Raw genomic sequence first — 21,925 nt, 5'->3', positions numbered from 1 at the left:
GATGCCAGCTTCACCGTCGCCATCGCTCGCCCTTGCGCCGAAGCTGAAAGGTTCTTGGAGGACGAAACGCTGGCCGCCGGCATCATGGACATCAGGTTGTTTCGCAGCCGCGAAAAACATTGACGGCCCGCAACGTCATAGCCTGCCAGGCTTAAGATACGTATGTTGTGATCCATGAGATCTGATTCCCTTGCGGTAGTCCCGCCAGTCCAGAATGAGGCGGACTACCTTGACTTCATGGGTCCAATGACTGAGTACCCGCGCCTTGCCTACGGCATGAAAGCCGTCCGCAAGGCAGGCGACCGGCTGGCAAAACTTATTCAGTTCGGACAAGACATCACTGTCGGCCAGTACGTGGACACACTCGAAATCTTCTCAATCGCCAATAGCTGGCGCGACTCGCACTTTCTGCCGATGCGGAGCGTTCGGTTCTCTGTCGGTCACCACATGAGGGCCCTGCGACTGAAGGGCGACATGGCATCCCGCCCGAAACGTATCGCATCCATTCGTCGGAAGCTTCGCGAGTCCACCACCAATTTGGACACCATGAACGACATCGGCGGTTGCCGAGCGATCATGGCCGACATCAAAGGTGTTCGCTCGCTTCTCGCATCGATGCGAGACAAGTTCCCGCATGATATCCACTCTCGGGAATTCAACTATATCGATGAACCGAAGCCGGACGGCTATCGAAGTCACCACATTGTTTTCAAGTACCGACCCAGAGATGCCGACACTGAGGCTTTCGAAGGACGACGCATCGAATTGCAAGTTCGGACCAGACTTCAGCACTCATGGGCGACTGCAGTTGAGGCTGTCGGGCTATTCCGGGGCCAGGATCTGAAGCACGGAAAGGGCGATCAGGACTGGCTACGCCTTTTCGAGCTTATGTCGGCGGAATTCGCGCATGTTGAGCAGTGCCCCGTCCATATCGGCGTTCCAGATCACAATGACCGGGTGCGGGAATTGCGGGATATCAATAAGCGTATAGGTGCGACCAGCATACTAGAAGGCATCAAGAATCTTACCCATTATTCAGAAAACTTCGTACAGCCAACGGAAAAATCTCGATACTATTTGCTCCAATATGGCAAAGATCATAACGTGACCATCCAACCATTCTGGACGCTTATGTTAGGTGCGAGGACATTGGAAGAGATGGAGCTGAAAATCGAGCTAAGGAGCAATGGTGCAAAGGCTGTCTTGGTCGAGGTAGATAAGGTCGACAAGCTTGGTGAAATGTATCCGAATTACTTCGGAGACGTTTCCTTATTTGTTCGCAATCTGAAATCCATTTGCACGGGAACGCGGCTATCCAATACAGTCTAGTCTATCGAGCGGTTGAATACTCGTTGGCCTCGAAAACATGGTGATGCACGCGGCCGGTGAACATCTTGAGCAGCTCTCCGGTCACGTCGCGGCTCTGAAATCTGACATCGGATTGAAGCGCCCGGCTGCAGGTGTCCATGTCGGGATAGCGAATGGCGAGCGCCATGGCATAGACGGGAGCGCCGTCGTCCCGCGCGGTGCCGTCCAGGACGCGCACCTCTTCCGCCCCAGGAAATTGCGTCCACAACGGCACTAGCCTTTCCCTGACGAAGCGCCGGAACTCGCTCTCGCGCCCGGCGTGGATTTCCCCTTCGAAGAGGGCGTAGCGGATGATCATGGCGGAGGTTTCCTGGTTTCTGCGCTTGGGATGGCCGCCGACCGGCAAGGGCAGGCGCGGTGCAATTCGTGGATTTGTGGTACGAATGCGATGCGGGCGCATCGCGTTGCGCCCGCATCGCCTGGCTCCTACTTGCCCCAGATCTTCTTGTACTCGTCCCGGTAGCCATTGCCGGGGTCGAACGCATTGGTCGGGCCGCCGTCGAACTCGACATTGTCGGCGGTCACGACGTGCAGCGGCGATAAATAACCCGACCATTTTTCGCCAGCGATGGCGCGATTGAGTTCGTCGACCAATTGCCAGCCCTGCAAGTTGAGCGGTTCGGCGACCGTCACCTTCTGGAATTGGCCGGCGCGGATGCGCTGATAGGCCGATTCCGAACCGTCGCCGGCGGCGACATTGATCGGCGCGTCGGTGCCGGCTTTGCCGGCGGCGGCTAGCGAGGGTCCCATGAAGTCGAAATAAAGGTCGTTGATCGCCAGTGAATGCGTCCAGGCATCGCCGTATTTCTGCAGCAGCGAAGTGGTCAGCTGCGGCATGCGCTGGGAGGTCTCGGCGATCGGCGTGTCGACATATTCGAGCACCTTGCCGCCCAGCCGCTCGATCTCCGCCTTCATCTTGTCGGCTTTGGCGATGGCGATGGCGTAGGTCGAATCGGTGAAGATAACGACGCCGGGCTTGCCCTTGGCATCGGCGTAGGCCCAGTCGGCCGCGGTCGTGGAGACTTGCATGGCATCCGTCGACACGTTGGCGAACACGCCGCTTTTCTCGTCGGGCCCGATCACCGGTCCGGCATGCCAGGAGACCAACGGGATACCTGCGGCCTTGGCCTGTTCCAGCGCCGGCGCCTGCTCGACCGCGTCAAAACCGTTGATGACGATGCCATTCGGCTTCAACGCCATGGCCTGGCCGAAGGCAGCGGTGCGGCCGCCGATCGAGCCGGCGCCGTCAATCACCTTGACCTTCCAGCCGATCGCCTTGGCCGCTTCCTCGACGCCGTTGGTGACGCCCAAGATGCCGCCGTTCTTGAGATCGCCGGCGAGCACGACGATCGTCTTGCCTTGCTGCGCCTTCGGACCGGTGGTCGGGCCATCCCAAGCAGTGACCTTCTGCGCATATTTCTGGACGACCGCCATGGCGTCGGCCATCGCGTCCGCCCGAGCCTGGCCGGCGAAAAGGACAGGAGCAGCGATTGTCATGGCCATCAAGGCGACGGATGATTTCAGGAATGTTCTGCGTTGCATGTTGGTACCTCCCTTGGTTTCAAGAAATTGCATAGGTCTTTCAAAACTCGGCTTTCGATTGGAGTTGGCGACATGTCACCGGCTGATGTCGCCCGCCACCGGACCAACGCCGGCCGGATGTGCGTTGACGTAGATGGCGTAGAGGGATGTCTGCGCGGTGATGTAGAGACGGTTGCGCTTGGGACCGCCGAAACAGACATTGGAAACGAGCTCGGGAACCAGGATACGGCCGATCAGGGTTCCGTCCGGTGCATGGACGCGCACCGAGTCGGCGCTGGAGGCCCAGATGTTGCCGTCGCGATCGACGCGAAAACCATCGAAGAGGCCTGCCCCGCATTCGGCGAAGGTATCGCCTGCACGCGCCGACCGGCCATCGGCGGCAAGGTCATAGGCCTTGATTGCGCGCGGCAGGCCGGGCGCGTGGCTGGCGCCGCTGTCCGAGACATAGAGGATCGTCTCGTCGGGCGAGAAAGCCAGGCCGTTCGGCTGCACCATATCGGTGATAACGGCCGTCACCTCACCCGAAAGCTCGTCGAACCGGTAGACATGGGATCCGCCGATCTCCGCCCTGGCGATCTTGCCCTCGTAGTGGCTTTCGATGCCGTAGACCGGATCTGTGAACCAGATCGTCCCATCGGATTTGACCACCACGTCATTGGGCGAATTGAACCGCTTGCCTGCAACGGTTTCGACAAGCGTCTGCCAACGCCCGTCATGCTCGAGCCGGGAGATACGGCGCCCGCCATGCTCGCAAGCAACGACGCGGCCTTCGCGGTCGAGTGTATGGCCGTTCTGGTAGTTGCAAGGGGTTTCGAAGACACTGACCGAGCCGTCGCTTTCGTCGTAGCGCAACAACCGGTCGTTGGGGATGTCCGACCACAGCAAATGCTTTGCCGCGGGAACATAGACCGGCCCCTCGGCCCAGCGGCTGCCGGTCCACAGCCGTTCGAGCTTGGCATGCCCGATCGTCAGTTTTCGGAAGCGATCGTCCAGAATCTCGCAGTCGCTCATGCCATTATTCCCGGATGGGTTCGGCTGGTCACTTCGAGGCCTGCACTACGGTCTTGGTCCTGGCCCTGTGAGCGGCGCCGCGCTTGCGCTGGGCGTAGCCGGCAATGCCTATGGCGACGAGCAGCGTGACGCCGTTGAACAATGGCTCGACGAAGAACGAGCCGCCGAACTGCTGGATGCCGGAAATGCCGACGGCCAGGATGACGACGCCGGTCATCGTACCCCAAACATTGACACGCCCGGGCTTGATGGTTGTCGAGCCGAGAAAGGCGCCGACGAGAGCCGGCAGCAGATATTCCAGCCCGACGCTGGCTTGGCCAATGCGCAGCTTGGAGGCGAGCAGCACGCCAGTCAGCGCCGTCAGGAACCCCGACGAGATGAAGGCACCAATGACGAAGCGACGCACCGGAATGCCGTTCAGCGCCGCGGCCTTCGGATTGGCGCCGATGGCATAGACATAGCGGCCGATCGGCAGATATTCGAGGATGATCCACAGTGCCACGGCGATGCCAAGCACGTAGAGGCCGGTGATCGGCAGCCCGAACACCATCGTGCCGTTGAGCGCGTAGAAACCGTTGGGCAACACGCCGACAACCTGCCGTCCGCCAGTGTGCCAAAGCGCCAAGGAATAGAGAACGGTGCCGGTGCCGAGCGTGGCGATGAAGGAGTCGATGCGGGCGACTTCGACCAGCAGGCCGTTGAGGAAGCCGGTCGCGGCGCCGAGAAGCAGCACGATCATCACTGCCAGCGGCCACGGAATGCCGAGCATAGTCTGCAAGCTGATGGCCAGGATGTGCCACAGCACAATTCCGTAGCCGACGGTGAGGTCAATTCGGCCCGATGCCATCGGGATCATCGCCGCCAGCGACAACAGCGCGATGATCGCCTTGTCGGAGACGATCGAGCGCAGGTTAAGCAGCGTCGGGAACGTGTTCGGCAGCAGGATCGAAAACAACAGGATCAGCAACACCGTCAGGATGACCAGCCCGTAGACCGGCAGCAGCCGGACGACCTTCTGCCCCATGGACATATCAGCCATCTCGCCGCGGGTCGGTTCGAGTGCGCTGGATTCGATCGATTGCATGAGTTCGCTCCCAGAAAGATCAGGCGGCTTCGGAAGCCGATGCCGCGGTGATCACGGCGGATGTGGTGAGGTCTTTGCCAGTGAGTTCGCGAACGATCTGCCCACGCGAAAACACCAAAGCGCGATGGCAGATGTGGGCGATCTCCTCGAAATCGGTCGACACCACGACGACGGCGAGGCCGGCTTCAAGCGCGCGTCCGATCAGCCGGTAGATCTCGGCCTTGGCGCCGACATCGACGCCGGCGGTCGGGTCTTCGGCGATCAGCAGTTTTCGGTCGGTGTGCAGCCAACGGCCGACAATCACCTTCTGCTGGTTGCCGCCTGACAGTGCCTCGATCGGCAGATTCGGGTCGTTGGGGCGCAGCCCGACCGACCCGCCAATCGCCTGCGCCAGCGCAGCCTCTTTATGAGGCGCGAGGAAGGAAAACAGGCCGCGCTTGCCGGCGCCGGGATTGAGGAAACTGTTCTCGCGGATCGACAAGGATCCAGCGATTGACTCTTCGGTCCTGTCGCGCGCGATCAGGCCGATGCCGGACGACATCGCCGCGATCGGGCTGGACAGGTCCGGCACAGCCCCGCGGATCGTCACCGTGCCGGAAAAGGCCTGGCAGCCAAACAGCGCCCGGCCAACCAGTTCCTGCCCGGCGCCGCGCAGGCCGACCAGGCCGAGCAACTCACCCTTGCGCACGTCGAAAGACACCGGGCCGGCACCGGCGCAGACTAGGTCGCGCACGGCGCAGATCGTCTCGCCGGCCTGCGTTTGAGCCTTGCTGAAAACCTGGCTGACCGGACGGCCGACGATCAGCTCGACCAGTTCGTCCGGTTTTGTGTCGGCGACCTTCTTCTCGTCCACCAGCCTGCCGTCGCGCAGCACGGCGACGCGATCGGCGATGCGGAAAATTTCATCCAGGCGATGCGAGACATAGATCATGCCGACGCCGCGCTGCTTGAGCGGACGGATGGCGTCGAACAGCCGCTCGACCTCGTCGGCGGGAAGGCTGGCGGTCGGCTCGTCGAGCACCAGCACATCGGCCTCGGTAGCCAAGGCGCGAGCGATGGCGACCAGCGATTTTTCGGTGCGCGTCAGATCCTGGACCCGCGTCGTCGGGTCGAAATCGCAGCCGACGAGCTTCAGCGCCTCATGTGCCCTCGCCTCGGTCGATCGCCAGTCGATCAGGCCAGAGCGAAGCGAAAAGCCTTGGGCGAGGCCGACATTTTCTCCAACCGTCATCCATTCGATAAGACCGAGATCCTGGTGAATGAAGGCGACGGACTGGCGCTGGTTCGGCCGCGGCGGGCGATGGTGGTAGGGCTCGCCGCGAAACAGGATTTGGCCGCCATCCGGCCGGTAGATACCGGCGAGCGTCTTGATCAGCGTCGACTTGCCGGCGCCATTCTCGCCAAGCAGTGCCAGGATCTCGCCCTTGTGCAGATCGAGCGACACGTCAGAGAGCGCGCGGGTGCCGCCGAACTCCTTGGTGATCGACTTGAACTCGATCAGTTTTTCCTCAGTCAAAAGCGTTCCTCCCGAGATCGCCAAATGATGTTATCGATAACATTTCTGAGCGTCAAGCGACAAATCTGGGCTCGCCGCTTAGCTGGTCTTGCCGTCGAGCAGGCGCATCATCTCAGCCGAATCCCTTGGCCCCAGTCCAGCCGCGCAGAGCAGGCGGTGGATCTCGACCACCTGCCCGGTCATCGGCATCGGCGTCTTGGTTTTCAGCGCGAAGGCCTGCAGCGAATCCAGATCCTTCAGCATATTGTCGATGCGGCCGGTCGGCGAAAAATCGCGGGCAGCGAATTTTGCCATGAACTCCTGCATGATGCTGGAATCAGCCCGCCCGCCCTTGAGTGCCGCGGGAATTGCCTTCGGGTCTACGCCGCCGGCTTCGGCAAGCTTCACGGCTTCGGCGACAGCCTGGAACAGTACGGCGCAGAACAGCTGGTTGATCAGCTTGGTCGTCTGCCCTGCCCCACTCGGGCCCATGAGAGTGTAGTTGGTGCAGAGGTGCCGCATCACCGTGCGCGCCTGTTCGAAGTCTTCAGTCTCGCCACCCGCCATGACGGTCAGCCTGCCGGCCAGCGCGCCGGGAACGCCGCCCGAAAGCGGACAATCGAGCCATTTCATGCCGGTCTCGGCAGAGAGCTTCCTAGCCATCTCAGCGGTGTCGGCCGGGTCGATCGACGACATGTCGATCAGCAGCTTGTCGGGCGATGCCGCAGTCGCGACACCGGCATCGCCGAACACCACCGAACGCACGATATCGGCATGGTTGAGACTGAGAATGACGAAGTCGTTCGCTCGCGTTGCCTCGGCGACCGACGCGGCGGCAGCCGCACCCTTTGCAGTCAGCGCTGCAACCTTGACCTTGTCCAGATCGAACACCGTCACGGCTAGCCCAGTCTCGATCAGGCGGGTGGCGATCGCTGACCCCATGATGCCGGCGCCGACAACGGCGACTTTTGTTGGTTGCGTCATTTCAACGTGCCTCTTTCCTTCATCCTGGCAGGGTCGACCCCAAGTGCACCCAGGCCCTGCAACACTCTATCGGCAATCGTGTCGACAGGCGCGTCGATGTCCACTGTGACCACCAGCGGTTCGTCGCCTGGATGCTCCAGTGTGGCGAACTGGCTGTCGAGCAGCGCCGGTGGAAAGAAGTGGCCGCGGCGCTCGGCGAGCCTGGCTTGCAGCAGCGAGCGCGACCCCTCCAGGAATACGAAAAACAGCGACTCGCCCGCCGCATCGCGAAGCCTGTCGCGATAGGATTTCTTCAACGCGGAACAGCTGACGACTAGCCCGCGACCCTCCTCACGAGCCTGGCGCAAGGCTGCGCCGACCAGATCCAGCCAAGGCCAGCGATCGCCGTCTGCAAGCGGTATGCCCGCCGACATCTTTTCGACATTGCTGCGCGGATGCAGCGTATCGCCTTCAACGAAGGCAAGGCCAAGCCGTGCGGCGATCTCGACGCCAACTTTGGTCTTGCCGCAGCCGCTGACACCCATCACGACGATGAGCGCGGGTTCAAAGGCAGGTCGTGATGCCACCGTCGACATAGAGCGTGTGTCCATTGACAAAGGATGAGGCCGGTCCAGCCAGAAACACCGCCGCGCCGACAAGTTCGCCGACGTCGCCCCAGCGACCAGCCGGTGTGCGGTTAGTCAGCCACGCCGAAAATTCGGGATTGTCGACAAGCGCCTGGTTGAGCGGCGTCTTGAAGTAACCCGGCGCGATGGAATTGATCTGCAAGCCATGCTTCGCCCAATCGGCACACATGCCGCGCGTCAGGTTGCGCACCGCGCCTTTCGTGGCCGTATAGGGCGCGATGTTCGTCCGTGCCAGTTCGCTTTGCACCGACGCGATGTTGATGATCTTGCCGCGCCGCCGCGGGATCATGTTCCGCGCCACCGCTTGTCCCACGAAGAACACGCTGGAGATGTTGGTGCGCAAGAGTTCCTCCCATTTGTCAGCGGGGAAATCCTCGAGCGGCATTCGGAACTGCATGCCGGCATTGTTGATAAGGATATCGATGGCGCCGATCGTCGCCTCGATCTCCGCGACGCCGTTCGCCACCGCTGCATGATCGGTGACGTCGAAGACGGCGCTATGGACCTTGTGTCCCTTCGCTGTCAGTGCATCCGCGGCCGTTTTTATTTTTTCGGCGCTGCGCCCGTTGAGCACGATTTCGGCGCCGTGCTGCGCCAACCCCTCGGCCAGCGCCAGGCCGATCCCCTGTCCCGAGCCTGTGACCAGCGCCCGCATGCCGGTCAAATCAAACAACGAACTGCCCAAACGCTCCTCCTGAGCAATGTTTCCTGAAGCGGCCGCGATTTCCAACCTACCTGCCGCCAGTCCCTATTGACATGAATGTTATCGATAACATAGTCAATTGGAAAAATGCACAGGAGATGACGCCGTGACCGACATTTTGATGACAGGTCCCTATCCGGATTGGGACATGGGAGATCTTGAAGCGAAATATCGCGTCCACAAGCTTTGGCAGTCCGAGGACAAGGACGCGCTGCTCTCAAGCCACGCCGGCGCGATCCGCGCCATAGCTACGCGTGGCGAGCTTGGCGCAAGTGCTGCGCTGATGGCGAAGCTGCCGCAGCTTGAAATCGTTTCCTGCTACGGCGTGGGCACCGACGCCATCGACCTTGCCTATGCCCGGGCGAACGGCATTCGTGTCACCAATACACCTGATGTTCTAACCGAGGACGTAGCCGATATCGGCATCGGGCTGCTGCTCGCCGTGGCGCGAAAAATCCCGCAGGCCGACGCCTACGTACGCGATGGAAGCTGGCGCAAGGGCAATATGGGGCTGGTCACGCGTGTCTGTGGAAAAAGGCTGGGCATTGTCGGCATGGGCCGCGTCGGTGCGGCGGTGGCGAAGCGCGCCGCTGCATTCGACTGCACGATTTCTTATTTCGACAACCGCAAGCGCGACGATCTTCCCTATACGTTCGTCGGCGATCTGCTCGAACTGGCGAGCGATAGCGAATTTCTAATCGTAACGCTCGCCGGCGGCGAAAGCACGAAACACATGATTAATGCGTCGATCCTGGCAGCGCTCGGAGCAGACGGTATCGTCATAAACATTTCGCGCGGCAGCACGATCGACGAGACCGCGTTGCTCGCGGCCCTGGAATCCAGTGCCATAAAGGGTGCCGGGCTCGACGTGTTCTGGAACGAGCCAACCATCGACGAGCGCTTCCTGAAGCTTACCAACGTCGTGCTGCAACCGCACCACGCCAGCGGCACGGTGGAGACCCGCAAGGCCATGGGTCAGCTCGTTCGCGATAATCTCGCGGCCCATTTCGGCGGACAGACCTTGCTGACACCGGTCGTCTGAGAAAGGATCACATCATGAAGTCGATCGTCATCCACGCCGCAAAAGACCTGCGGATCGAGGAGACCGATCCGGGCTCCCCTGGCGCCGGCCAGGTCGAGATTGCGATCGAAGCTGGCGGCATCTGCGGCTCGGACCTGCATTACTACAATCACGGCGGTTTTGGCGCGATCCGCCTGCGCGAACCGATGATCCTCGGCCACGAGGTCGCCGGCACGGTGAGGGCCATCGGCGGTGGCGTTTCCGCGCTGGCCATCGGCGACCGCGTCGCGATCTCGCCTAGCCGACCCTGCAATGCCTGTCGCTACTGCCTGCAAGGCATGCAGAACCAATGCCTCGACATGCGCTTCTATGGCAGCGCCATGCCGATGCCGCACATCCAGGGCGCCTTCCGCCAGCGCCTGGTCGCCGAGGCGTGGCAGTGCCACAGAATAGCCGACCACATCTCCGTCAACGAAGCCGCGTTTGCGGAGCCCTTCGCGGTTACCCTGCATGCCATGAACCGCGCCGGCTCGATGCTCGGCAAGCGGGTTCTGGTCACCGGCTGCGGGCCGATCGGCGCGCTTTGCATCCTCGCCGCACGAGCCCACGGTGCGCGCGAAATCGTCGCCACTGATGTCATGGAGGGCGTGCTGGCGAAGGCCCTGGAGATCGGCGCCGATCGCACCATCAACGTCGCGACAAACAGCGAAAAGCTCGCCGCCTACAATGTCGACAAGGGTAGTTTCGACATGATGTTCGAGGCCTCCGGCAATGAACGCGCGGTGCGTGCTGGGCTTGATGTCCTGAAGCCGCGCGGCGTGCTCGTGCAGCTCGGGCTCGGCGGCGATCTGTCGATCCCGCAGAACCTCATCGTCGCGAAAGAGATCGAGATGCGGGGCACTTTCCGTTTCCACGAGGAGTTTGCGCTCGCCGTCGACCTGATCAATCGCCGCCGGGTGGACGTCAAACCGCTACTGACGGGCATCTATCCTCTCGACGAGGCGGTCGCGGCTTTCGACATCGCCGGTGACCGAAACAAATCCATGAAGGTTCAGATCGCGTTCTGAAGATCCTTCGGTTGCGCTGGAGGCACATCGCCTTAAATCACGTCGGCGCCAACCGCCGCCAGCGCAGCGTGTGCCACATCGAAATCCTGCTCGCCGGTTCCCGAACCGACGCCGATGCCGCCCGCAAGGCGTCCGCCGAAGCGGATCGGCAAGCCCCCAGGCAAATTGGTCACGCCGCCCTGCGAAGCGATACCGGCTGAGAGCGCCGCTTCGAACGCCATGCCGCCAGTAGCGGCGTTTATTGACGCTGCGGTGCGCGCCTTCGCCTGCGCCGTACGCATGCTGAGGAACCGCGCGCCATCCATGCGCAGGCTGGCGAGGACTTCGCCGCTCGCATCGACAACCACGAGACATTGCGGCACGCCCATCGTGACGGCGCGCGCTGCTCCGGCTGCAACGGCTTTCAAAGCACCGTCATGCGTGAGGGTGATGGTCTCGCGAAACATCGCTATTGGGCTGCCCTTCGCTGCGTTTGAATCCATGCAGGAACTCAGGTGCTTTCGCGCTCGACGACGCGATAGCCGGTGAGCACGATTTCTTGGCCGTGTCGTTTCTCGTCGCCTCGGATCACCTGGATCAATCTGCGAGCGGCCTGTTGCCCGATCCCGTAGCAGTCGACATTCACGGTGGTGATGCCGGGATGGCAAAAGGCGGCTACCTCGTAGTCGCCGAAGCCGGCAATGGCGATGTCCTGCGGGATCCGCATGCCCCGGCGCTTGCATTCCATCAGTGCGCCGAAGGCCGAAAGGTCCGAAACGCAGAGTACGGCTTGCGTGTCCGGCCAACGCTCCAGCATGCTGACGACGGCCTGGCCGCCCTGCTCGATGGATATCGGCGGCACGCCAAAGGAAACGAGGCGCCCGGTCGGCAGGCCGAGCTCCTCAATGGCTCTGACAAAGCCTTCGCGCCGCTGGCTGCCGCGCGTGTCGCGCGAGGTCGTGCCACCGATGTAACCGAATTTTCGGTAACCCTTCCTGGCGAGCGTCTTGACGAGAAGCCCCATCGCCTCCTCGTTGGAGAAACCAACCACTTGATCGATCGGCTTTACCGGCAACTCCCAGGTTTCGACTACTGGAATGCCGGCGCTTTTCAAAAGGCGGCGGGCGCGATCCGTGTGAGCGCCGCCGGTCAGGATGATGCCTTCCGGCCGTCGGCGGAGCATCGCTTCGATCAGCTTTTCCTCCTTCTCGACCGTATAGTCGGTGTAGCCGAGCAGAAGCTGGAGCCCCGTGCTCTCCAGTTCATCCGTAATGCCGCGCGCCGTGTCGGCGAAGTTGGAGTTGTTGAGTGACGGAACCATCGCGGCAACAAATCCAGTCTTGCGCGAGGAAAGGCTGCCGGCCGACTGGTCAAGCACATAGCCGAGGTCGTTGACCGCGACCATGATCTTTTCCCGCGTCGCCTTGGAAACGCGACCGCCTTCCTTCAGGGCCCGCGAAACCGTCATGGTCGACACACCCGCCCGCAGCGCCACGTCGACCATCGTCGGAGCGTAGCTCTCGCTCGGTTTCGATGAGGCTGCCTTGGCCATCAGCGCTCTCTACCGGCCGGCCACGCCGGCCTGACAGAGGTAAGCGCCAGACACTCAGTCACGGGGTTTGTCTGGCGTCCGGCCGCGTTCATCACCACCTCTCAGAATCGGATCGACTTCGATATGTTATCGATATCACCGAGAGCTGGCAACAACCAGGTCGTGTCCGCCTTGGGTTTCGGTCTCTGGAGATTTCCCTCCCAATATTCCAGACTGCCCTTTCCACTCGCCTTAGGCACAGCTTTGCGCCACAATCTCGGCCAGACCGGCTCGCGGCTTCCTGAAAGCAGACCTACCGGCGATGCCGCTGGAGCTCGGACCCCCATGGAAACCTACCGCCCGCGCCGCTCGGTGCTTTATATCCCGGCCTCCAACGACAGGGCGCTGGCCAAGATCGCGCAGCTGTCCTGCGACGCCATCATCATCGACCTGGAGGACGCAGTCGCTCCAGCCGACAAGATCGCCGCTCGCGGGAAATTGGCCGCGATTTTCGCCGGCCATGCCGACAGGCGTTGCGAGATGATCGTGCGCATCAATGCGGTGGCCAGCGAGTGGGGCGCCGACGACCTGCTGGCCGCCGCAAGCTGCGAGCCCGACGGCATTCTGCTGCCCAAGGTCGATACGCCGCGCGACCTGCTCGAGGCCGGCGATGTGCTCGATGACAACTTCGCCCCCGACAGCGTGAAACTATGGGCCATGATCGAAACGCCCAAGGCCATGCTCAACATCGGCACCATTGCCGAACTTGGCCGCGATCCCGCCGCTCGGCTGGCTTGTTTCGTTGCCGGAACGAACGATCTGGTCAAGGACACCGGCGTGCTGGCGACGCCGGACCGGCGCTACCTCGTGCCATGGCTGATGCATATGGTGCTGGCCGCGCGGGCCGGCGGCATCGACATGATCGACGGCGTTTCCAACGATTTTCGCGATCTCGACGCTTTTGCCCGTGAGTGCACGGAGTCGGCGGCCATGGGATTCGACGGCAAGAGCATCATCCATCCGGCCCAGATCGAAGCCGCGAACCGCGCCTTCGCGCCGTCCAAGGAAGCGGTGGCGGAGGCGCGCCTGATCAAAGATACCTTCGCCCTTGCCGAGAATGCCGGCAAAAGCGTGATTGCGCTGAACGGCAAGATGGTCGAGCGGCTGCACCTGGCGCAGGCCGAAAAACTGCTGGCAAAGGCGGCCGCCACCGGCGCATGATATCGGGCTTGCGGGCCGTGGTACTCACGACAGGACTGAAAAATGAAGCTCTACCGCTTTCTGACTGGCCCGGACGATGCCAGCTTCTGCCACAAGGTGACGGCCGCCCTGAACAAGGGCTGGCACCTGTTCGGCTCGCCGACCTATGCCTACGACAAGAAAGCCAAGACGATGTGCTGCGGCCAGGCAGTGGTCAAGGATATCGACGGGCAGGAATACGGGCCGGACACCAAGCTCAGCGACTGGTAATCGGCGCTCGCATCCACAGCCACCCGGCCAGCCAGGCGATCGCTGCCGCAAGCGTCATCAAGCCCAGGTCAAGCGCCAACTCCGGCACCAACGCCCGGAGCGCGATAGGCACCGCGCCAATGATATAGAGGGCGAGTGGAATGCGCGGCACGCCTCTTGCAACGACAAGAGAGGTTACAAACGCGAGCGTCCCGAGCAGAAAAAGAACTGAACTGACGACCAGAGCCAGTCCGAGAGGACCGGCGCGCAGCTCGATGATGGTCGCCAGAGAAAGTTTCGAAAATACGAGATTGATCACCACTTCCACACCTACCAAACTTGCCAATGCAACGAAGTTGATAACGAACGCGATGGTACCGAACAGGCCCGCGCGCCGGCCAAACGCAAGAAACAGGCCTACGACAAGACCAAGCGCCAATATCTCGGCGACTGGCGCGAGAAGTTGCGTCAGATCGGTGGTCGCGATGAGCGCGCTGCGTTTGGCCGCGTTGACCAGAAGAATAAGCGCGCTTCCCACCCCGGCGACGGAGGCAAGCCGATAAAGCTTGGCGCTGGGCGCAGCCGCCCTCGACTGGACAGTCGCGGAATTCTCCTCGTGCTCGGGTTCTTCGGCTGGCCTCTGAAGCGCAATGAGCGATTGCGGACGGCGAGGTTCGGCGGTTCTGGCGAGCATGTTCGTCTCCTCAGGGAAAACGGCAGCCGCGAAGACCGCAGGCCTGTTCCGATCCCATTTGTAATCACTGATTACATGCTCTTGCCTGCGTTGTAAACGCCGATTACATTAATCGCGGATCGTGCTACGACGCGTGAAGTAGCTCTACGGAACGAAGGAAAAGAGATGGCAAAAGCCAAGACGCCTCGCCGCACCAGCTACCACCATGGCAATTTGCGGGACGCGCTGATCGATGCTGCAATTCAACTTGTCGAGGAAGGCGGCCCCGACAATGTGAGCGTGCGCGAAGCCGCAAAGCGGGCCGGCGTTTCCCCCGGCGCGCCCTTCCGGCATTTTCAATCGAAAACAGCGCTGCTGACCGCGGTAGCCGAACTGGCCATGAGCCGGCTGACAGAGGCCGTGGCCGATGCACTTTCAGAAGTCGACAGCGCAGATCCCATCGTGGCCTTCGAAGCAATCGGACAAGGCTATCTGGAATGGGCGATCGCCAATCCCACGCATTTCCAGGTCATCAGTTCCCGAACGCTGATTGATTTCGACGGGTCGGACAGTCTTCGCGGACAGAATGAGGCCATTCGCCGGAAGATGATCGACCTGCTGACCCAAGCACAACAACAGGGTAAGCTGGCTGCGAACGCAGACTTCGATCATCTGGTTCTTGCCGCTCGTGCATTTGTCTATGGCTTGGCACGAATGGTGGTTGATGGTCATTTTTCGCAGTGGCATCCGTCCGAGCCGCCATCGCTCGCCCTGCGGAAGGCGCTGCATCTTTTCATCAGCCGGATGACCAACCTCTCTGAAGCGAAATCTTAGAAGCCTTTGCCGCCGCTGAGTTCTGGATCGACTTGAGTGGAGTGGACATTTCACGCGGCTAGGAACCAGTTACTCGGCCGCCTCTTCGATCTTCTCCATGTCGTCATCGGACAGTCCAAAATGATGGCCGATCTCGTGAATCAGCACGTGGGTGACGATGTCGCCCAGCGTCTCTTCGTTCTCGGACCAGTAGTCGAGGATGGCGCGGCGGTAGAGCGTGATGCGGTTCGGGCCTTCGCCGGTCTGCGGATTCCAGCGCTCGGCGATGCCGCGTCCTTCGAACAGGCCGAGCAGGTCGAAGGGCGTTTCCAGCGACAGATCGTCCATGATCTCGTCGGTCGGGAACTCGGCGATCTGGATGACGATCTCGCCGGTCAGCTTGCGAAAATCCTCCGGCAGATGGGCATAGGCCTCCAGCGCGAGGAACTCCATTTCGTCCATGGAGGGCGAGAGTTCGTCGTGCCAGGTGCGGGTCTTGTAGATGCGGGCCATGCTTTGTCCTTTGATCCGGGCATATAGGCTTTCGCACCGGAATCGGCAAATGAACGGGCTGATGCGCCTGCACCATCAGGTGGAGAGGAATAAATTCCCCATGACTCCGCTTGACTCTTCCGGCACCCTCTGGAATCTATAGGGAACATAACAGGAACAATTGTGAGTGGAAGCTGACCGTCATGGCGATGACCGCCGTGGCGCGGGAAACTGTTTTTGCCCTGCGCCGCCAGATCGCGAAAATCGAGGGAACGCTGCCCGAGCGCCTGCAGGCGCCGGCCGCAGCGACCCTTGATGCTGACGTCAACACGGATGTCGCATCCAATACCGACCTCACAATCGTCCGGCGCGGCATTGCCGCGGCTTTGCCCGATGCGTACCTGCCCACCGGTGTCGAGCGTCTCGATGCTGCCCTGAGTGGCGGCCTGCCGAAGGCAGCCCTGAGCGAAATCCATGGCACGCAAACCCGCGATGCCGGGGCCGTCGCCGGCTTCGCCCTGTCGCTCACCAGCCTGATCCTCAAGCAGGCGCAAGGGCTGCCGGTGCTGTGGATCGGCACATCGGAAATTTTCCGCGAGGCGGGCTTTCCCTATGCCAGGGGGCTTCACGCCTCGTTCGGCATCGAGCCGGAACAATTGCTGTTTTCCGAGGCGCCAAAACTCGTCGATGCGCTGTGGGTCGCCGAGGAGGCGGCCCGGATGACGGCGCTCGCCGCCGTCATCCTCGAAATTCGCGGCAATCCGCAGCGGCTGGACCTGACCGCGACGCGCCGGCTGCATGCGCGGGCGCAAGGTGCCGGCCGGCCGGTGTTCCTGCTGCGGCAGGCGGCAGAGCCCGAACCGACGGCGGCCCCCATCCGCCTCATCGTCGCGGCGGCGCCGGCAACGCCGCGTGACACCATTGCCGGGCCGCTCGCCGGCTCGATCGGCCACCCGGCCTTCACCCTCACCATCGGCAAGAGCCGCACGGCCCTGCCTGGACAATTCACACTGGAGTGGAACCCCGATGAACGCGCATTCGACGAAAAAGCGGGCGACGAAAGAGCGGGCGACGATAGAAGGGGCGAAGAGAGAGGCCGGGCAAAGAATCCTGTCCCTCTGGTTTCCCTATCTGGCAGTGGAACGGATCCTGCGTCAGCGTCTGGGGCGGTCCTGGCGTTCCCGGCCGTCGGATCACCTGCCGCCATCTCGCCCACCGCTCGTGATCAGCCATCGCGACCGCAACGCGCAACGCATCTCGGCCCTCGACGAGCGGGCTGAGGCGCTGCACCTGAAGCGCGACATGGGCATTGCCGATGCGCGCGCCATGCATCCGTCGATCGACATCGTCGAGGCCGATCCGGAGGCCGACCGCCGCCTGCTCGAAGGCCTTGCCGACTGGTGCGACCGCTACACCCCGCTGGTGGCGCTGGACGGGGCGGACGGCCTGTTTCTCGACGTCACCGGCTGCACCCATCTGTTCGGCGGCGAACGCGCCATGCTGGACGACATCCTGTCGCGCTTCTTCCATCAGGGGTTTGACGTTCGCGCCGGGCTTGCCGCGACACCGGGGGCGGCCTGGGCGGCGGCACGGTTTGCCGGTGACCGCATCGTCGATGGCGGCGAGGAGGAAGCGCTGCTCGCACCCCTGCCGCTGGCCGCGCTGCGCATCGAGCCGGCGACCCGCGCCAGCCTGGAAAGCGTTGGCCTGCGCACGGCGGGCGCCGTCATGGCGGCACCGCGCGCGCCGCTCGCCCGCCGCTTCGGCGCCTTGCTGCTTTTGCGCCTCGACCAGGCGCTTGGCCGTCTCGACGAGGCGGTGTCGCCGCGCCTTCCCGTCGCGCCGCTTTCGGTCGAACGCCATCTCGCCGAGCCCGTCACCCTGACCGAGGACATCGAACGTCTGGTGGGCATGCTGGCGACGACCTTGAAGACCGACCTCGAGCGCCGCGGCGAGGGCGCCAGGGCGCTGGCGCTGCTGCTCTTTCGCGTCGACGGCGCCGTCAGCCGCATCGCCATCGGCACCTCGCGGCCGATGCGCGAGCCCCGGCTGATCCAGAAATTGTTCCACGAGCGGCTGGCGGCGCTCGAACAGGATATCGATGCCGGCTATGGCTTCGATCTGGTGCGGCTTTCGGTGCTGACATCAGCCGCTTTCGACATGCAGCAGGCCGACCTTGCCGGCGAGGTGATCGACGACGGCGCCGATATCGCGCTGTTTGCCGACCGCATCCGCGCCCGGCTCGGCGATGGCGCGGTCCTGCAGCCGGTTGCCGTCGAAAGCCATCTGCCGGAGCGCGCCGTCGCCACGATCCCCTTCACCGAAGCGCCGCGCCGGACCACGCCGCCGAAGAGGCCGGACAGGCTGCAGGCGCCGAAAACCATCTTCCCGCCGGAACGGCCGATCCGGCTGTTCCGCTCGCCCGAACCCATCGATGTGCCGGCCACCGAAATGCCGGAGGGACCGCCGCTGAACTTCCGCTGGCGGCGCGCGCTCTACCGGGTGACGCGGGCCGAGGGGCCGGAGCGCATCGCCGCGGAATGGTGGCGCGAGACGCCAGGCGACGAAGCGGCATCGACACGCGACTATTTCCGCATCGAGGATGCCGACGGCCGCCGCTACTGGCTCTACCGGCAAGGCCTTTACGGCGGCGCTTCGCAGGTCCCGCCGCGCTGGTTCCTGCATGGTGTCTTCGCATGAACGCGCTGACCGTCATTCCCTATGCCGAGTTCGGCATCCAGTCGAATTTCTCCTTCCTGCGCGGCGCTTCCAAGCCGGAGGAACTGGTGGTCGCCGCCAAGCTTTTGGGCTTTTCCGCGATCGGGCTTGCCGACCGCAACACGGTGGCTGGCGTGGTGCGCGCCTGGCAGCAGGCCAAAGTGGAAAAGCTTTCCTACCACCCCGGCTGCCGGCTGGTTTTTGGCGACGGCACGCCGGATATTCTCGCCTATCCCAGGGACCGCAAGGGCTGGGGTCATCTCTGCCGCATGCTCACCCAAGCCAACCTGCGCGATGAAAACGAAAAGGGCGCCACCCTTCTCCAGCGCAGCGACCTGCTCGAATGGGGCGATCTGATGTCGCTGGCGGTCCTGCCCGATCTGACGGCGGGGGCGCAAGACCGTCTCGCCTTGCTTCGTGATCTCAAGCATCGTTTCGGCCGGAACCTGCGGCTTGGCGTTTCGCCCGACTATGCCGGCAATGACCGTTTCCGGATCGAGCAGGCAGCGGCGTTTGCCGAGAGCGCCGGCATCCCGCTGATGGCGACCAACGACGTTCTCTACCACACGGCCGAACGGCGCCCGCTGCAGGACGTGCTGACCGCGATCCGCCTCAACACACCCGTCTCCGAGGTCGGGCTGCAACTGGCCGCCAATGCCGAACGCCACCTGAAGCCGCCAATGGAGATGGCGCGCCTGTTCCGCAGGCATCCGCAGGCACTGGCCGAAACCTTGCGCTTTGCGCAGGAGCTGACTTTTTCGCTGAGCGATCTCCAGTACAACTACCCCGACGAACCGACGGAATCGGGTCTCGGGCCGCAGGCCGAGCTGGAACGGCTGGCGCGGGAGGGGGCTGCCGAGCGTTATCCTGCAGGTGTGCCCGCTTCGGTGACCAAGCGCATCGCGGAAGAACTCGCTCTGATCGAGCGCCTCAACTACGCCCGCTATTTCCTGACCGTCTACGACATCGTCAAGTTTGCCCGCAGCCAGGACATTCTCTGCCAGGGACGCGGCTCGGCCGCCAATTCGATCGTCTGCTTCTGCATCGGCATCACAGAAGTCGGGCCGGACAGGATCGACACGCTTTTCGAGCGCTTCATCTCCGAGGAGAGGAACGAGCCGCCGGATATCGACGTCGATTTCGAGCATGAGCGACGCGAAGAGGTCATGCAGTACATCTATACGAAGTATAGCACCAAGCGCACGGCATTGGCCGCCGCCGTCATCAGCTACCGCGGCCGTTCGGCGCTGCGCGAAGTGTCCAAGGCGATGGGCCTGTCGGAGGATGTCAGGGCGTCCCTGTCCGGCTCGATCTGGGGCTGGTCGACCTCGGAACTCGGCGAAAAGGAAGCCCGCGCCGGCGGGCTCGATCGCGCCGATCCGGTGTCGCGGCATGTGTTGGAACGCGCCAACGAGATCATGGGATTTCCCCGCCATTTGTCGCAGCATGTCGGCGGCTTCGTCATCACCAGGGACCGGCTCGACGAGATCGTGCCCATCGTCAAGACGGCGATGGACGAGCGCAAGATGGTCGAATGGGACAAGGACGATCTCGACGCGGTGAAGATCCTGAAAGTGGACGTGCTGGCGCTCGGCATGCTGACCTGCCTGAAGCGCGCCTTCACCTTGCTGGAGGAGCACTATCCCAATGCACGGGATAAATATGGCCGGCCCTATGTGCTGGCCACGCTGCCGCCCGAGGACAGGAATGTCTACGACATGATCTGCCGCGCCGACACGCTCGGCGTCTTCCAGATTGAATCCCGTGCCCAGATGTCGATGCTGCCGCGCCTCAGACCGCGCGAATTCTATGATCTCGTCATCGAGGTGGCGATCGTGCGGCCCGGGCCGATCCAGGGCGACATGGTCCACCCCTATTTGCGCCGCCGACAGGGCAAGGAGAAGGCCGAGTATCAGAAGGCGGAATTGAAGGAGATTCTCGGCAAGACGCTGGGCGTACCGCTGTTCCAGGAACAGGCGATGAAAATCGCCATAGTCGCCGGCGGTTTCCGGCCGGGCGAGGCCGATGAACTGCGCCGCGCCATGGCCACCTTCAAACGCACCGGCACGATCGGCAATTATCGCCGGCGCATGATCGACGGCATGGTTGACAAGGGATACACCAAGGACTTCGCCGAGCGCTGCTTCAAGCAGATCGAGGGCTTTGGCGAATACGGCTTTCCCGAAAGCCACGCCGCCTCCTTCGCGCTGCTGGTCTATGCCTCCTGCTGGTTCAAGACCTTCTATCCCGACGTGTTCTGCGCCGCGATCCTGAATTCGCAGCCGATGGGATTTTACCAGCCGGCCCAGCTGGTGCGCGACGCCCGCGACCATGGCGTCGACATCCGCGACGTCGACGTCAATTTCTCGGTCTGGGACTGCACGCTGGAGAAAGCGCCTTTCGATCCGGCCCGCATTCTCGCGCGCCATGCCGAGATGCGCGGCGTCATCGAGACGGATCATGCGCTGCGGCTCGGATTCCGCCAGATCAAAGGCCTTTCCAAGGAGCGCATGGAGCTGTTCGTCGACCGGCGCGGCGACAGTTACGTGTCCGTCAGGGACGTCTGGCTGCGCTCCGGCTTGGATGTCGGCGAGATCGAGAAGCTGGCGCAGGCCGACGCCTTCCGTTCGCTTGGCCTCGATCGTCGTGAAGCCTTGTGGGCGGTGCGGGCGCTCGACGGCAAGAGCGCCGCCGAAAGGCTGCCGCTGTTCGATCAGCCGGCACTCCGCCTGCGCGACCTGGAGCCCGAGACGACGCTGCCGAGAATGCCGCTCGGCGAGCATGTCATCCACGACTACCGCTCGCTCGGCCTGTCGCTGAAGGCGCATCCGGTCGCCTTCCTGCGCGAACGCCTCGACCGCGCCGGCGTCACGCCCAATGCGAACCTGCCTTCCGTACGCGACGGCCGGCGTGTCTCCGTTGCCGGCCTCGTGCTGGTGCGGCAGCGCCCCGGCAAGGGCAATGCGATCTTCCTGACGCTCGAAGACGACAAGGCCGTCGCCAACATCATTTTCTGGCAAAGAACCTTCGACCGCTACCGGCCGATTGTGATGGGCGCGCGGTTCATTCGGGTCACCGGGAAATTGCAGTCGGAATCGGGTGTGGTCCACATCGTCGCAGAAAAGGTCGAGGACCTGACGCCTTGGCTAACCGTGCTTCTGGAGAAAGTCAGCGAAGTTGGACCGGCACGCCCCGCCTGGAAGGATCCGGATCGCAACGGTCGACCCGCGATACAAAACGCGCCGATGCGGCAGGACATCGCGATGCTGTCGGAAGAGGCCGAAAAGGTCATGCCTAAGGGGCGGAATTTTCAGTAGGGCTGCGACCGCGCGCTTTCGTCATCAGAAGAAGCGTTGGCGATCCTTCGCG

General features: G+C 62.7%; 21 protein-coding genes. 9 read left to right on the top strand and 12 right to left on the bottom strand.

Annotated elements, in window-relative coordinates:
- The first annotated feature begins 246 nt into the window (after positions 1–246).
- Complete coding sequence (locus tag NKJ90_RS26565) at positions 247–1,329, top strand: RelA/SpoT domain-containing protein (RefSeq protein WP_084025788.1); 1,083 nt, start codon at positions 247–249, stop codon at positions 1,327–1,329.
- A 1-nt stretch (position 1,330) separates the two neighbouring features.
- Here the strand turns inward: NKJ90_RS26565 and NKJ90_RS26560 are convergent, their stop codons facing one another.
- From NKJ90_RS26560 to NKJ90_RS26525, 8 genes are all read right to left on the bottom strand, one after another.
- Positions 1,331–1,666 carry a hypothetical protein gene (locus NKJ90_RS26560; protein ID WP_031261437.1) on the bottom strand — a complete coding sequence of 112 codons (336 nt, stop codon included), beginning with the start codon at positions 1,664–1,666 and terminating at the stop codon, positions 1,331–1,333.
- Between the two features lie 128 nt (positions 1,667–1,794).
- Positions 1,795–2,910, bottom strand: coding sequence for an ABC transporter substrate-binding protein (locus NKJ90_RS26555; RefSeq protein WP_031261435.1), 1,116 nt, complete (start codon positions 2,908–2,910; stop codon positions 1,795–1,797).
- A 75-nt stretch (positions 2,911–2,985) separates the two neighbouring features.
- Positions 2,986–3,921 (bottom strand): SMP-30/gluconolactonase/LRE family protein, encoded by a 936-nt coding sequence (locus tag NKJ90_RS26550; RefSeq protein WP_023763040.1) that lies wholly within the window; start codon positions 3,919–3,921, stop codon positions 2,986–2,988.
- Positions 3,922–3,949: 28 nt separating this feature from the next.
- Complete coding sequence (locus NKJ90_RS26545; RefSeq protein WP_023763039.1) at positions 3,950–5,005, bottom strand: ABC transporter permease; 1,056 nt, start codon at positions 5,003–5,005, stop codon at positions 3,950–3,952.
- A 19-nt stretch (positions 5,006–5,024) separates the two neighbouring features.
- Complete coding sequence (locus NKJ90_RS26540) at positions 5,025–6,521, bottom strand: sugar ABC transporter ATP-binding protein (RefSeq protein WP_023763038.1); 1,497 nt, start codon at positions 6,519–6,521, stop codon at positions 5,025–5,027.
- Positions 6,522–6,599: 78 nt separating this feature from the next.
- On the bottom strand, positions 6,600–7,484 hold the full coding sequence (locus NKJ90_RS26535; protein ID WP_023763037.1) for an NAD(P)-dependent oxidoreductase: 885 nt from the start codon (positions 7,482–7,484) through the stop codon (positions 6,600–6,602).
- Positions 7,481–8,059 carry a gluconokinase gene (locus tag NKJ90_RS26530; protein ID WP_023763036.1) on the bottom strand — a complete coding sequence of 193 codons (579 nt, stop codon included), beginning with the start codon at positions 8,057–8,059 and terminating at the stop codon, positions 7,481–7,483. Before NKJ90_RS26530 ends, NKJ90_RS26535 begins: the two co-directional genes overlap by 4 nt.
- Positions 8,028–8,765, bottom strand: coding sequence for an SDR family oxidoreductase (locus NKJ90_RS26525; protein WP_031261434.1), 738 nt, complete (start codon positions 8,763–8,765; stop codon positions 8,028–8,030). Before NKJ90_RS26525 ends, NKJ90_RS26530 begins: the two co-directional genes overlap by 32 nt.
- A gap of 169 nt (positions 8,766–8,934) precedes the next feature.
- Here NKJ90_RS26525 and NKJ90_RS26520 point away from each other — a divergent pair, with 169 nt between their 5' ends.
- Positions 8,935–9,855 (top strand): 2-hydroxyacid dehydrogenase, encoded by a 921-nt coding sequence (locus NKJ90_RS26520; RefSeq protein ID WP_031261432.1) that lies wholly within the window; start codon positions 8,935–8,937, stop codon positions 9,853–9,855.
- A 14-nt stretch (positions 9,856–9,869) separates the two neighbouring features.
- The gene (locus NKJ90_RS26515; protein ID WP_023763033.1) at positions 9,870–10,901 is read left to right on the top strand and encodes an L-idonate 5-dehydrogenase; all 1,032 of its coding nucleotides are present in this window, start codon (positions 9,870–9,872) and stop codon (positions 10,899–10,901) included.
- Between the two features lie 32 nt (positions 10,902–10,933).
- Here NKJ90_RS26515 and NKJ90_RS26510 read toward each other — a convergent pair whose 3' ends face one another.
- The gene (locus tag NKJ90_RS26510) at positions 10,934–11,383 is read right to left on the bottom strand and encodes a GlcG/HbpS family heme-binding protein (RefSeq protein ID WP_502898137.1); all 450 of its coding nucleotides are present in this window, start codon (positions 11,381–11,383) and stop codon (positions 10,934–10,936) included.
- Positions 11,384–11,391: 8 nt separating this feature from the next.
- Complete coding sequence (locus tag NKJ90_RS26505; RefSeq protein ID WP_023763031.1) at positions 11,392–12,432, bottom strand: LacI family DNA-binding transcriptional regulator; 1,041 nt, start codon at positions 12,430–12,432, stop codon at positions 11,392–11,394.
- A 324-nt stretch (positions 12,433–12,756) separates the two neighbouring features.
- Between NKJ90_RS26505 and NKJ90_RS26500 the strand changes: the two genes are divergently transcribed.
- Positions 12,757–13,632, top strand: coding sequence for an HpcH/HpaI aldolase/citrate lyase family protein (locus NKJ90_RS26500; protein ID WP_023763030.1), 876 nt, complete (start codon positions 12,757–12,759; stop codon positions 13,630–13,632).
- Positions 13,633–13,674: 42 nt separating this feature from the next.
- Entirely contained in the window at positions 13,675–13,881 is a 207-nt protein-coding gene (locus NKJ90_RS26495; RefSeq protein ID WP_023763029.1) for a DUF1737 domain-containing protein, read from the top strand.
- Here NKJ90_RS26495 and NKJ90_RS26490 read toward each other — a convergent pair.
- Positions 13,868–14,554, bottom strand: coding sequence for a hypothetical protein (locus NKJ90_RS26490; RefSeq protein WP_023763028.1), 687 nt, complete (start codon positions 14,552–14,554; stop codon positions 13,868–13,870). The genes NKJ90_RS26495 and NKJ90_RS26490 overlap by 14 nt on opposite strands.
- Positions 14,555–14,719: 165 nt before the next feature.
- Here NKJ90_RS26490 and NKJ90_RS26485 point away from each other — a divergent pair, with 165 nt between their 5' ends.
- On the top strand, positions 14,720–15,367 hold the full coding sequence (locus NKJ90_RS26485; RefSeq protein ID WP_023763027.1) for a TetR/AcrR family transcriptional regulator: 648 nt from the start codon (positions 14,720–14,722) through the stop codon (positions 15,365–15,367).
- A gap of 69 nt (positions 15,368–15,436) precedes the next feature.
- On the opposite strand, the gene NKJ90_RS26480 is transcribed toward NKJ90_RS26485, so the two are convergent.
- A complete protein-coding gene (locus NKJ90_RS26480) occupies positions 15,437–15,859 on the bottom strand; it encodes a metallopeptidase family protein (RefSeq protein WP_023763026.1) in 423 nt (140 codons plus the stop codon).
- Positions 15,860–16,041: 182 nt separating this feature from the next.
- Here NKJ90_RS26480 and NKJ90_RS26475 point away from each other — a divergent pair, with 182 nt between their 5' ends.
- The 3 genes from NKJ90_RS26475 to NKJ90_RS26465 are packed head-to-tail and all read left to right on the top strand — an operon-like array spanning position 16,042 to position 21,873.
- Positions 16,042–17,118, top strand: a complete 1,077-nt coding sequence (locus NKJ90_RS26475; RefSeq protein WP_023763025.1) for an ImuA family protein — start codon at positions 16,042–16,044, stop codon at positions 17,116–17,118.
- On the top strand, positions 17,060–18,538 hold the full coding sequence (locus NKJ90_RS26470; RefSeq protein WP_352487152.1) for a DUF6504 family protein: 1,479 nt from the start codon (positions 17,060–17,062) through the stop codon (positions 18,536–18,538). The genes NKJ90_RS26475 and NKJ90_RS26470 overlap by 59 nt, the downstream gene beginning before the upstream one ends.
- Positions 18,535–21,873 (top strand): error-prone DNA polymerase, encoded by a 3,339-nt coding sequence (locus tag NKJ90_RS26465; RefSeq protein WP_023763175.1) that lies wholly within the window; start codon positions 18,535–18,537, stop codon positions 21,871–21,873. The genes NKJ90_RS26470 and NKJ90_RS26465 overlap by 4 nt, the downstream gene beginning before the upstream one ends.
- The last annotated feature ends 52 nt before the right edge of the window (positions 21,874–21,925 follow it).

Origin of the sequence: Mesorhizobium sp. M0051 (genome assembly GCF_040323235.1) — a bacterium.
GTDB lineage: Bacteria > Pseudomonadota > Alphaproteobacteria > Rhizobiales > Rhizobiaceae > Mesorhizobium.
The sequence above is the reverse complement of the archived record's forward strand: the minus strand, read 5'-3'. Positions and strand labels throughout refer to the sequence as shown.

Coding starts and splice junctions, on each gene's coding strand:
- NKJ90_RS26565 (WP_084025788.1), top strand. CDS start 247: ATGACTGAGTACCCGCGCCTTGCCTACGGCATGAAAGCCGTCCGCAAG.
- NKJ90_RS26560 (WP_031261437.1), bottom strand. CDS start 1,666: ATGATCATCCGCTACGCCCTCTTCGAAGGGGAAATCCACGCCGGGCGC.
- NKJ90_RS26555 (WP_031261435.1), bottom strand. CDS start 2,910: ATGCAACGCAGAACATTCCTGAAATCATCCGTCGCCTTGATGGCCATG.
- NKJ90_RS26550 (WP_023763040.1), bottom strand. CDS start 3,921: ATGAGCGACTGCGAGATTCTGGACGATCGCTTCCGAAAACTGACGATC.
- NKJ90_RS26545 (WP_023763039.1), bottom strand. CDS start 5,005: ATGCAATCGATCGAATCCAGCGCACTCGAACCGACCCGCGGCGAGATG.
- NKJ90_RS26535 (WP_023763037.1), bottom strand. CDS start 7,484: ATGACGCAACCAACAAAAGTCGCCGTTGTCGGCGCCGGCATCATGGGG.
- NKJ90_RS26530 (WP_023763036.1), bottom strand. CDS start 8,059: ATGTCGACGGTGGCATCACGACCTGCCTTTGAACCCGCGCTCATCGTC.
- NKJ90_RS26525 (WP_031261434.1), bottom strand. CDS start 8,765: ATGCGGGCGCTGGTCACAGGCTCGGGACAGGGGATCGGCCTGGCGCTG.
- NKJ90_RS26520 (WP_031261432.1), top strand. CDS start 8,935: ATGACAGGTCCCTATCCGGATTGGGACATGGGAGATCTTGAAGCGAAA.
- NKJ90_RS26515 (WP_023763033.1), top strand. CDS start 9,870: ATGAAGTCGATCGTCATCCACGCCGCAAAAGACCTGCGGATCGAGGAG.
- NKJ90_RS26510 (WP_502898137.1), bottom strand. CDS start 11,383: ATGGATTCAAACGCAGCGAAGGGCAGCCCAATAGCGATGTTTCGCGAG.
- NKJ90_RS26505 (WP_023763031.1), bottom strand. CDS start 12,432: ATGGCCAAGGCAGCCTCATCGAAACCGAGCGAGAGCTACGCTCCGACG.
- NKJ90_RS26500 (WP_023763030.1), top strand. CDS start 12,757: ATGGAAACCTACCGCCCGCGCCGCTCGGTGCTTTATATCCCGGCCTCC.
- NKJ90_RS26495 (WP_023763029.1), top strand. CDS start 13,675: ATGAAGCTCTACCGCTTTCTGACTGGCCCGGACGATGCCAGCTTCTGC.
- NKJ90_RS26490 (WP_023763028.1), bottom strand. CDS start 14,554: ATGCTCGCCAGAACCGCCGAACCTCGCCGTCCGCAATCGCTCATTGCG.
- NKJ90_RS26485 (WP_023763027.1), top strand. CDS start 14,720: ATGGCAAAAGCCAAGACGCCTCGCCGCACCAGCTACCACCATGGCAAT.
- NKJ90_RS26480 (WP_023763026.1), bottom strand. CDS start 15,859: ATGGCCCGCATCTACAAGACCCGCACCTGGCACGACGAACTCTCGCCC.
- NKJ90_RS26475 (WP_023763025.1), top strand. CDS start 16,042: ATGGCGATGACCGCCGTGGCGCGGGAAACTGTTTTTGCCCTGCGCCGC.
- NKJ90_RS26465 (WP_023763175.1), top strand. CDS start 18,535: ATGAACGCGCTGACCGTCATTCCCTATGCCGAGTTCGGCATCCAGTCG.